Source organism: Idiomarina fontislapidosi (assembly GCF_003226255.1).
Lineage (GTDB): Bacteria > Pseudomonadota > Gammaproteobacteria > Enterobacterales > Alteromonadaceae > Idiomarina > Idiomarina fontislapidosi.
The window spans coordinates 85,764-97,349 of record NZ_QJST01000003.1; the positions used below are offsets into that span (position 1 = coordinate 85,764).

Sequence of the window (11,586 nt, forward strand, 5' to 3'; positions counted from 1 at the left end):
CCGACTCATAATCGGTTGGTCCCCAGTTCAAATCTGGGAGGGGCCACCATATTTAAAGGCTTTCAATGTTAACTACCACTAACCAAAATTGGTTGGTGCTACCTCTGTGCTACTCTATTAGCAGCTTCGCCTGTTAAACAAAAGCTGCTAGGCTTTCTTTTGCTCGACTATAAGTTACGCAAAAGAGTCTTCTTATACGATCGATACCGATCGCTTTGCCTTCTCACCATGGTTGCGCTGATTATTTACTGTATGTAGTGGCAAATTGGCCAAAACGAAAATAGTGGATACGATGTAAGAGACAATCAATTATCAAGGATGAAGTTATGGCGAAATATTCATGTGAAATTTGTGGTTGCCCGATTGAGAAAAGGCTAGATGTCAGATATGAGTTTGACACTATTCATTGTAAGCAATGTTATCAAACCGAAAAGTCGGCAGAATACATAGCGAAAAAGAAGTCAGACGAGATAAAGTCGACGCAAAATAAAAAAGCGAGTGTAGAAACCAGTGAGCCAGAACCATTCTTATCAGGTGTGTTATGGGTTTTAGCAATGTTATCGCTTATATGTGGAGTCATCGTGGCATTTGTGGCTTGGCCTGAAACGTCTAAATACGGAGGTGACGCTCCTTTCCCTGCAGCTTCTATTGGAGCAATCGTAAACGGTGTTGTGTGTGCCGTCGTGTTTTTTGCCTTAGGACAAATCCTATCGGTTGTGTCGAGAGTTGAAAGAAAAGTTGATAACCAAGACCGGTGAGTACCTAAAAGTGTTGCCGGTGTTAACCGGCCACCCTACAGTCGAATGACTCTTTTAGTCTTTGTTATTTATTGGCGCTCCAAGAAATCTTGCGCGCGCTTTAGAATTAGGAACTCATGCTTTTTACCGTTCTTTCTAAATACGATGCGGCTTGACCCCTCAGGAGCATAAACTTCAAAACCAAGCTCTTCTGCTTTAGCTAGAACCCTATCTCTGGCTGAAGTTTGCCCTGTCGCTCTCTCTTTGTCGTCTTTTTTCGGTTCTGAGGTTTTTTCTGAGTAGTTTGTTAGTTCCGAATGACAATGTGGACACTTTATTGCTTTATGGTTAACCAGTTCCCTGCAGTAGTCGCAAGTTTTTAAAGATTCGATGTTACCGCGTATTGGATTGGCTATAAGAGCAAACGGGATCGCTATTGGCGCGAAGAAAACTCCTACTAAAAACCAACCAAACCCGTCTCGCCCTTTTTGGGACGCGATGATTGCCGAAGCGAAGCCAGAGATTAAAGCGGGGAGTAATACAATAAATATAACGCTGTTATCCATAACAAGGTCCTTTTAGTCATTGATATTATTACCGCCAATAGTGAAGCATACCAGAATAACGCATGCTAAACGCGTAGACATTGTTGGGCACTTTAGATAAACAAAAGATAACCCCCATCAGTTATAGAGCTTGCAAATCTATATATAGTGAACAATGATTAACAAAATTTTGTTTAAGTTGGCTTACTATGATAATTGATTTAGCGTTTTCAAACTTCTATAGCTTTGCAGACGAGGTTTACCTCTCGTTTGAAATGGGTAAAAAGCCAGCCAGTTCAAATTATGATATTCCGCTTAAAGGTGGCGATCGCTTGAATAAGGCGTTAGCGGTTATTGGTCCTAATGGCTCAGGGAAAACGCAGTTTATAAAGCCATTGGCTTTTTTGAGTTGGTTTTTGTCCTCATCATTTCTGCACGCTGACCCAGATGTCAAACTACCTTATCGAGCGCATGCGCTTTATGAAGAGCAGCCAACCACCTTTGAGTTGCGTTTTGTTTTGGATGGTGAGCAGTATAAGTACTCGCTGACTCTCAAGGACAGACTCGTCGTTTCGGAGGCGCTTTATCATAAGACAAGCCATCTCTATAGCTATTTGTTCGTGCGTGAGTTTAAAGAAAACAAAGCTGGCAAGATTGACGTGAGCTATAAGCAACAAAACTTCTCATTTTCGCCTAAAAAAGCTAAAGAAATTCGCCGAAATGCGTCACTGCTGGCTGCAGCATACAGTTACGATGTGCCCGAAGCGGATATGTTTGTGCAGTTTGCACACGGTATTAGTCATAACCTAAATGTATTTGGGCGTCATAATTATGATGATGGTGCTTTGTTGCAAGCCGCGGAAGAATTAGCTGAAAATGATAAGCTTCGAGCTCAGTTAGCCGACTGTTTATCTGAATTAGATCTTGGATTACAGAGTGTTGAAGTGCGGCAAGAAACGGTCTTCGAAAGAGATTCCGGAGAAGAGAAGCAGATTGCAATTCCGTATGGCATCCATAAAAGCCAACGAGGCCAGTTTGAGCTTCGTTTTATGGAAGAGTCGAGCGGTACCAAGTCTGCATTTGCTTTGTTGGCCCGATTGCTTCCTGTACTTGCAAATGGTGGTATTGCCGTGATTGACGAAATTGATAACGACTTGCACCCGCATATGCTTCCGCACTTGCTGGATTTATTCAAGTATGAGGAAACGAATCCACATAGCGCGCAAATTGTATTTAGCTGTCACACTCCTGAAGTCTTAAACTTGCTGCAGAAACACCAGGTCTATTTGGTGGAAAAAGAAGAGCTAAAAAGTGACGCTTGGCGTTTGGATGATGTTGTTGGTTTGCGTGCTGATGACAACCTGTATGCAAAATATATGGCTGGCGCCCTCGAGGCGATTCCTAAACTAATTTGACGGTGATGACTGGACGACCTGATAAAACTGGTTATGACAGAGTAATCCGAAGAAGGTAAGCTTTGCATTTGTTGCTATTTATAGGCGTCCATGTGAACTATTGTATGTTTAAGTTGGTGCGGACTGTTAGCTAGCGTCTTAAGAGCGGCTTATATCGAATTGAGGAAATAGTGGTGATAGGAAAACTAAGCGAATTGCTTAAGCTTGAGAACGAAAATGAGGTGGTTGAGTTTAAAGAAGCGAAAATCAGCTATGACTTCAAAAAGTTAGGTAAGTACTTTTCTGCGCTAAGTAACGAAGCAAATTTGCAAGGCCTAGCACGTAGCTGGCTTATCTTTGGTGTTAACGATAGTAAAAAGGTAGTTGGCACTTCATTTCGAGACTCAGCAAGGAAGCTTTCCTCGTTAAAAAAAGAAGTTGCAGATAAAGCTACAAACCGGCATACATTTATCAATATTCACGAAGTTTCGCATCCGAATGGTCGGGTTTTATTATTTGAAATTCCTGCAGCCCCCGCTGGAGTTCCTATCGCCTGGGAAGGGCACTATTATGGTCGTGAGGGAGAATCTCTTGGGCCTTTGAGCCTTGACGAAATTGAACGAATACGTCGTCAAAACATGGCTGAGGATTGGAGTGCTGCAATTATTCAAGAGGCTAGTATAGATGACCTTGATGAGACTGCTTTAAAAGCTGCCAGAGATAAATAAATCCAGAAGAACATCAAATTTGCAGATGAAGCAGAAACCTGGGATACAAAGACGTTCTTAAATAAAGCAAAGCTTACAATAAATGGGAAAATAACAAGGGCGGCGCTTATATTGCTTGGTAAGCCAGAGTCAACACACTGGCTTAACCCTGCTACTCCGACTATTACGTGGATTCTTAAAGACAAAGACGGCATTGAAAAAGACTACGAGCATTTTACAAGTCCTCTATTAATCAATGTGGATAAGGTTTTCCACAAAATTCGTAATCTTAAGTATCGTTACCTAAATGAAGGTACTTTGTTTCCGGAAGAAGTAGACCAGTATGACCCTTACCTGATAAGGGAAGCGTTAAATAATGCGATTGCCCACCAAGATTATAATTTAGGCGGTAAAGTATCAGTTATTGAGTTCGAAGATGGTCGGCTGTGTTTTAGTAACGTTGGCCAGTTTATCCCAGATTCAGTGGAATCGGTTGTTAAAGCTGATGCACCTGAGAGCCGGTATCGTAATCGCTTTCTTGCGGATGCGATGGTTAATTTAAACATGATTGATACCATCGGCAGTGGTATTCGGAAAATGTTCATGATTCAGAGGAAGAAATTCTTTCCTCTACCTGAGTACGATTTAGCTAGAAATAGAGTTCAGGTGACTATCATAGGCCGAGTCGTTGATGCTGCCTACGCACGCAAGCTAGCACAGCTTCCAGGGTTAACCCTGGAAGATATTATGCTTCTTGATCGTATTCAGAAGAGTAAGCCGATAACAGATGAACAGGCAAAACACTTAAAACAACAGAAACTTATTGAAGGTCGAAAACCGAACTATCATATCTCAAAGAAAATAGCCCAGCATAGCGACGACAAGGCACAGTACATACGGAACCGCTCTCTGGGGGACACTCACTATAAAAGATTGATTACCGAGTACATTGAAAGGTTTGGTCAAGCTAAACGTTTAGACATTGACGAGTTGCTTTTAGATAAACTACCTGATGTTTTAACGGCTGATCAGAAGAGTAACAAGGTAAAAAATCTCCTTCAATCACTTAAAAATCAAGGGGTTATAGAAATAAAGGGCAAGATTTGGAAAATGTCTAAACGTTAGATTTTTAGACATTTTTAGACATTTTTAGACATTCAAACTTGCCTAAACAGCTAAATGAGTAGGTTTAAGAAAGCTAGTTTTAAGCGGTAGTTACAAGGGAAGTTAAGATCAAAACCGTTAAAACCGGCGTCGGATCAAAACATCGATGAAACACGTAAGAAACTGAAAAAACTAGTTTTTTCAACCGAAGCTGAATGTTAGAAAAACCACCAATACAGGACTCATAATCGGTTGGTCCCCAGTTCAAATCTGGGAGGGGCCACCATATTTAAAGGCTTTCAATGTTAACTACCACTAACCAAAATTGGTTGGTGCTACCTCTGTGCTACTTTTTAGAATAGCTCATGCAACCCTGCTTTTTACAACGTTAGCAATATTGTGCTGTGACAGCTATCCATTTGTTTGGGTTGATAAGGCTTGGTGTGTCGATGATCTCGACCTAAAAATAATTCATGTCGAAAAAATAAGAAAAAATCGACACGTTAAATTGATATGTCGATTGGAACGACATAAACTGAACTCATCGTTTCTTTATGTCGATTTAGACTGGAAATTTAAGCATGACTTGGCAAGCAGAGCAACCGTACAACCAATTACCGACATTACCACCCAACCTAGATGTCGTAGAAACTAGGGCTGTGCTGAAGGCCTGTATTTCTGCACGTGCTGCTGTAGCGGAGTTAAAAAAGGCTGGAGAGCTCATTCCCAACCAAAGCATGTTAATTAACCTGCTGCCATTGCTTGAAGCAAAAGATAGTTCAGAAATTGAAAATATTGTTACCACGACCGATAAGCTTTTTCAGTATGCGCAAGGGGGTAAAGGTGCTGATCATGCAACCAAGGAAGCATTACGTTACCGAACCGCGTTATACCAAGGCTTTATACAACTTGAGAAAAAGCCGCTATGCACGGCGACGGCTATTGAGGTATGCAGTACTTTAAAGCACTCCGAAATGGATATTCGCAAAGTACCGGGGACTTATATAGGAAACCAAACGACAGGCGAAACTATCTATACGCCGCCAAACGGTGAAGATGTGATTCGCGACTTGTTAACCAACTGGGAGCGATTCCTTCATAATGACGACGATCTGGATCCACTGATAAAGATGGCGATTAGCCATTATCAATTTGAAGCTATACACCCTTTCTATGACGGGAATGGCAGAACAGGTCGTATTTTAAACGTTTTATACCTTATTGAATCGGGTCTTCTAACACTGCCTATTTTGTATTTGAGTCGCTTCATCGTTCATAATAAGCAAGACTATTATCGCCTCTTGAACCAAGTCACTAAAGATCAGAGCTGGGAAGAGTGGTTGTTATTTATGCTAAAAGGTGTCGAGCAAACCGCAACATGGACCTGTGAAAAAATCACAGCGATTAGAACGCTCATGGAAAACACCACCGATTATGTAAAGGCTCAGCTACCAAAAATATACAGCTACGAGCTTGTTCAGCTTATTTTTGAACAGCCTTATTGCCGTATTAGCAATCTGGTTGAGCGTGATATTGCAAAACGTCAGACCGCTTCAACCTATTTAAAGCAGTTAGCCGATATTGGCGTGCTGCAAGAGGTCGATTCAGGAAAGGAAAAATTATTTGTGCATCCGCGATTGATGACGCTAATGACAAAAGACAGTAATCGTATTAAACCTTTTTGAAGCAAACTAATCTCAAGCGGTAGTTACAGCGGAAGTTAAGATCAAAATCGTCAAAACCGGCGTCGGATCAAAAACATTCAGTTAATACATAACCATCTGAAAAACCGAATATTTTTAACCGAAGCTGAGTGTTAGAAAACCCACCAATGCAGGACTCATAATCGGTTGGTCCGCAGTTCAAATCTGCGAGGGGCCACCATTTTTAAAGCAGCCCCCTTTATTCAAAGTCAAAGCTTAGCGAAGTAGCATCCAAATGCCGGTAGGTGAAGTGTGTCGTTTTGCACAGTGCCATTACTGTGAATTATCCAGTCATTAAAGTCATGCTGGATTGCCTGGGGCAGCGGCATCGATGCAGGTTCGGCCGCCAAATTAAAGCAGCAAAGTAAAGTTTCACCGTCATGCTCTCGGTAAAAGGCGAGTACGGGTTCGCTGGTTTCGATAAAGCGAATGTCGCCAGCAATGAGTGCTGGGTGGGCTCGGCGCCATGCCATGAACTCACGAAAAGCGTTTAGCGTTGAGTCGGTGTCTTTTTGTTGCTTGGCAACGTTTTGTTGCCGGTGCGCAGGACTCACGGGAAGCCATGGTGCCACTTCGGTGAAGCCGCCGTGTTCGCTATCCTGCCAAGGCATTGGCGTGCGACATCCGTCACGACCTTTGAAGTTAGGCCAAAAGGTAATGCCGTAGGGGTCTTGTAGGCTCTCGTAGGGCACTTCTGCTTCACCAAGGGCAAGTTCTTCGCCTTGGTACATGCACACGCTGCCGCGCAATGAACCTAGCAGTGCAGTGAGCATTTTTACCTGCTCGTGATTCACTTCCCCATTGGTTGCCCACCGACTTGCAACACGCTCGACGTCATGATTACTGAATGCCCAGCACGGCCAGCCTTCGCGCATGTTGGCTTCGAGGGTCTCGACGGTGTGCCTAATGTAACGACTGCTGTAGTCGTCAGTCAGTAACTCAAAACTGTACCCCATGTGTAGCTTATCGCCACCGCTGGTGTACTCTGCCATGGTGGCGAGGGAGTCTTCTGAGGATATCTCACCGAGGCTCACGGTACCTGGGTACTGATTAAGTAAGGTACGGATTTCGCGCATAAACTCGAGGTTTTCGGGCTGCGTATTGTTGTAGTAGTGATACTGAAACGCATAAGGGTTATCTTCACTAAAGCCACGACCTTGACGCTTATGTTTAGGTTTTGCTGGATTGTCTCTTAGCTGGGCATCATGAAAGCAAAAGTTAATCGCGTCTAAGCGAAATCCATCGACACCCTTTTTAAGCCAAAACTCAACATTATCGAGTACTGCTTGACGCACCTCGGGGTTATGAAAGTTTAAATCCGGCTGCTCAGTTAAAAAGTTGTGTAAATAATACTGTTCGCGACGGGGTTCCCACTGCCACGCAGGACCACCAAAAATAGACAACCAATTGTTAGGCGGCGTGCCATCCTCTTTAGGATCAGCCCATACATACCAATCTGAGTGTTCGTTCGTGCGCGATTCTCGGCTTGCTAAGAACCATGGGTGATGATCTGAAGTGTGGCTCAGTACTTGGTCGATGATAATCTTGATGTTGCGTTGGTGTGCCTCTGCGATAAGTTCATCAAAGTCGTCGATATTACCGAAAATTGGGTCAATATCACGGTAATCACTGATGTCGTAACCGAAGTCCTTCATCGGCGACTTAAAGAAGGGGGAAACCCAAACGGCATCAACGCCAAGGCTTTTAATGTAATCAAGGCGACTAATAATACCGCGAATGTCGCCGATTCCATCGCCATTTGTATCTTGAAAGCTGCGGGGATAGATCTGATAGATCACAGCACCTTTCCACCAAAGTGGGTTCGCCATATATTGCTCCAGAGCATCGGTTATTTTTCTTGTCTGGAAGAGAATACGGCAAGGTATGAAGCTTTGTAAAAGTTCTGCATACGTATGCAAGGTTTACGTTTACGTAAAGTGATACCTTAAAAACCTGTATTTAGATTGATGAGCGAGTTACTAAAAACGAGTGACTCAGTGTTCTAATGATCTCTATTAGCGTGCAATTGGCGAGATATGAAATAGTCTCTGTTGCACTAATTTAAAGGGCTAGAGCACTATTTTGGTGCATGCGGTAATAATAAGACAAACAACCCAACGTGATCGCCCTAGCATTCTAGTATGACGCTTATGTGACACCCTTGAGAGATTACTCACTGAGTGAAAACAAATTTTCGCGCTAAAACTCAATTTTTTGTACTCAATTCTTCTTGCTCTTTATTCATTGAAGCCTTGTGTAATCTAAACGCGCGCTACTGCTTGGTTCTCAAGGCTTTCTCTAAACTAAGCACACAAAAATTGAACGTTTAAGCGACACTGAATACGTATGCATAAATTTGTTAATATTTTATTACGGGGGCTAGTATTTCGCCGACAACAACAAGAACCAAATTGGTGCAACGCTCATGTTCAGGAAGTGCAACGTTGTGATTAACCAAGATGGTTATAATAAAACGGTCAATTGGGATATAACGCTATGTTAACGTTCAAGCCAAGTATGCTAACACTCGCTCTACTCAGTACAGGACTTGTGAGCCAAGTTACTTATGCACAGCAGGTAGATGCACAACAAGACGAACAAGAACAATCTGCTGAGCAGAAAGAAGCGCAAAACGATGTCGAAGTTATTGAGGTATCGAGTAACTTTCGTCGAAGTGTCGTTGAGTCGATTAACACAAAACGGTTTTCGACCTCTGTTGTTGAATCGGTTTCAGCAGAAGATATCGGCAAGTTGCCAGATTCATCGATTGCTGAGTCCATCGCACGACTGCCTGGTTTGACAGCCCAACGCCTTGATGGACGAGCCTCACGTGTGAGTGTGCGTGGCTTTAGTGAGAATGAAAGTACAACCACCTTTAATGGACGGCAGCAAGTATCCATTAGCGATAACCGCGGTGTAGAGTTTGATATCTACCCATCAGAAATTATGAGTGGTGTGACGGTTTATAAAACGCCAAGTGCCTCACTCAGTGGCGAGGGCATTGCGGGTGTCATTGATTTACAAACTGCACGCCCGCTGTCTAAAGATGAACAGGTATTCCGAATCAACGCTCAGGTCGAACAAACAGGATTCGACAAGTTAAACCCCGATGGCGAGGATCAAGGCCTCCGCGGTACGGTGTCGTATATTGACCAATTCGCCGACGATACTTTTGGTGTCGCTTTCGCTTACACCACAATGAGTTCCCCCAACCAAGAAAAGCGCTGGAACTCGTGGGGCTATCCCGAATTTACTGCAGAATCCGGCGAAACACTGTCTATTTTAGGGGGCGCTAAGCCTTATGTTCGCTCATCAACGCTCGAGCGTGATTCAGCCATGCTGGTGCTTGAGTATGCACCGAGCAACTCGGTGAATATGACCTTTGATGCGCTCTATGTGGATTTTGCAGACGAAAAAATTCTACGCGGCATCGAGGTTCCTTTTGCTTGGGGCCAGGGCTCAATTGATCCAGCAACAGCGACCATTGACCCTGAGTCAGGGTTTGTCACCAGTGCCATCACCGAAGGGCAACGTGTTGTTTTACGTAACGACTTTGAAGAGCGTTCGGCTGAATTATCACAGTTTGGTTATAACCTTGAATACTTTTTAAATGACGACTGGACACTTGAGTTTGATGTCAGCCGTTCTGCTGTTGAACGACAAGTCTGGAGTATTGAGAGCTACGCGGGAACCGGGCGTGGTGACAACAATGGTATCGCCGATAACATCGGTTATACCTTCAAGCCAGGTAATACTGGAGCGCAGTTTACCCATCAATTGGATTACAGCGACTTTAACCTGATGCAACTCGGTGGACCTTTGTCTTGGGGCGCCAGTGCTGCGCTTAACAATGAATATGGTTTAGTCGGTACGCCGTACGAGAATACGGCTCAAGATGGCTTCATTAATGCACCATTGGTCGATGACGAGCTGAATACGTTTAAGGTTGATGCAACACGCGCGTTAAATAATGCGTACTTTAAGAGTGTCGAATTTGGCGTAACGTACCGTGAGCGTGAGAAAACAAAAGATTCAGAGGGTTACTATCTGACTCTCGCTGACTTTTCTTACCCAGATAATGTAGGACTTATGGCGGTGCCAGAGGAGTACCGCGTTGGAACGGCTGATCTCGGTTTTATCGGGATGGGTGAAATGATTGCGTATGACACTCGCGGTTTGGTCGCCGATGGTTATTATAATTTATTACGTGAGAGTCTCACCGATCCGAAGCATTTAACGCGGTCGTGGACGGTTCAAGAAGATGTCACAGCAGCATTTGTGCAAGGCAATATTGATGCTGAACTGGCTGGCATGCCTGTGACCGGTAATATTGGTTTACGTTATGTACATACCAAACAGTCCTCGCAAGGTAATGCATTTAACGTGGTAGACGGTTTGGTGGTCGCCGAACCGACAGATGTAAGTCATAGTTATGGACACGTTTTGCCAAGCTTAAACCTCATCTTAGCGATTGATGAAGAGCAGATGCTGCGTTTCGGTGCTGCAAAAACGATTTCTCGGGCGCGCCTAGATGAGATGAATGCATCTATTAACGCGACTTATAATGCTCAGCAGCCAGACGAAAACGGTAATTACTGGTCGGTTTATGGCGGCAACCCAAATTTGGAGCCTAAAGAAGCGACGGGCTTTGATCTGAGCTACGAAAACTACTACACCGCTGAAGGGTATTTCTCGGCTGCGTTATTTTATAAAGATCTGAATGAATGGATCTTTGATGGCAACTACGAAATCGATATGACGGGTGTCCCCGATCCGTCAACCGGTGAAATTCCGCCGAATAGCACAGCGACGGGCTCAGGAAAAATTAACGGTGGCGGTGGTCAGTTGTGGGGCTATGAGCTTGCACTGACACTTCCATTCAGCGAGTTCTCGGATGCATTAGAAGGCTTTGGTTTCCTTGCTAGCTATACGGGCGTTGAGCAGGATCTTGAAGATCCCAATGGTAATGACTACGAACTGCCGGGCCTATCTGACAGTATCCAAAGCCTGACACTTTACTACGAGCGTTACGGCTTTAGTGCACGCACCAGTATGCGTAAACGCAGTGACTTTAAAGGCGATATCTACGGTGTTGGCTTTGCCACACAACAAGTTGATATTCAGGGTGAGACGATCTGGGATGCGCAGTTTGGCTATGACTTTGCTGAGTCAGGTATTAAAGGCTTAGAGAAACTGCAGGTGACATTCCAAGTACAGAACATCACCGAAGAACCGTTTATCTCGTTACAAGGCGATAACGCTCTGCAAGTGCGTGATTATCAAGACTACGGTCGCGTGTTCCTACTTGGCTTTAGCTATGAACTGTAATTGCAGTTAGACCCGCGTGTTGAGAAGCCTCTGATTTTAGTCAGAGGCTTTCTTGCAACTCAATCACA

The 11,586-nt window shown here is 43.9% G+C and carries 8 protein-coding genes; 6 read left to right on the forward strand and 2 right to left on the reverse strand.

Annotation, left to right across the window (positions count from 1 at the left end; translation table 11 throughout):
- Positions 1-326: 326 nt before the first annotated feature.
- A complete protein-coding gene (locus DFP83_RS05110; protein WP_110573829.1) occupies positions 327-758 on the forward strand; it encodes a hypothetical protein in 432 nt (143 codons plus the stop codon).
- A gap of 68 nt (positions 759-826) precedes the next feature.
- On the opposite strand, the gene DFP83_RS05115 is transcribed toward DFP83_RS05110, so the two are convergent.
- On the reverse strand, positions 827-1,303 hold the full coding sequence (locus tag DFP83_RS05115; RefSeq protein WP_110573831.1) for a hypothetical protein: 477 nt from the start codon (positions 1,301-1,303) through the stop codon (positions 827-829).
- A gap of 188 nt (positions 1,304-1,491) precedes the next feature.
- Between DFP83_RS05115 and DFP83_RS05120 the strand changes: the two genes are divergently transcribed.
- The 4 genes from DFP83_RS05120 to fic all read left to right on the forward strand — a co-directional run bounded on the left by DFP83_RS05120 (position 1,492) and on the right by fic (position 6,172).
- Entirely contained in the window at positions 1,492-2,697 is a 1,206-nt protein-coding gene (locus DFP83_RS05120; RefSeq protein ID WP_110573833.1) for an AAA family ATPase, read from the forward strand.
- A 173-nt stretch (positions 2,698-2,870) separates the two neighbouring features.
- A complete protein-coding gene (locus DFP83_RS13590) occupies positions 2,871-3,404 on the forward strand; it encodes an ATP-binding protein (RefSeq protein ID WP_198679845.1) in 534 nt (177 codons plus the stop codon).
- Between the two features lie 111 nt (positions 3,405-3,515).
- Positions 3,516-4,508, forward strand: coding sequence for an ATP-binding protein (locus tag DFP83_RS13595; RefSeq protein WP_198679846.1), 993 nt, complete (start codon positions 3,516-3,518; stop codon positions 4,506-4,508).
- Between the two features lie 560 nt (positions 4,509-5,068).
- Complete coding sequence (fic, locus tag DFP83_RS05130) at positions 5,069-6,172, forward strand: protein adenylyltransferase Fic (protein WP_110573835.1); 1,104 nt, start codon at positions 5,069-5,071, stop codon at positions 6,170-6,172.
- 227 nt (positions 6,173-6,399) lie between these two features.
- On the opposite strand, the gene DFP83_RS05135 is transcribed toward fic, so the two are convergent.
- Positions 6,400-8,019 (reverse strand): alpha-glucosidase family protein, encoded by a 1,620-nt coding sequence (locus DFP83_RS05135; RefSeq protein WP_110573837.1) that lies wholly within the window; start codon positions 8,017-8,019, stop codon positions 6,400-6,402.
- A gap of 667 nt (positions 8,020-8,686) precedes the next feature.
- Between DFP83_RS05135 and DFP83_RS05140 the strand changes: the two genes are divergently transcribed.
- A complete protein-coding gene (locus DFP83_RS05140) occupies positions 8,687-11,518 on the forward strand; it encodes a TonB-dependent receptor (RefSeq protein WP_110573839.1) in 2,832 nt (943 codons plus the stop codon).
- Positions 11,519-11,586 lie beyond the last annotated feature (68 nt).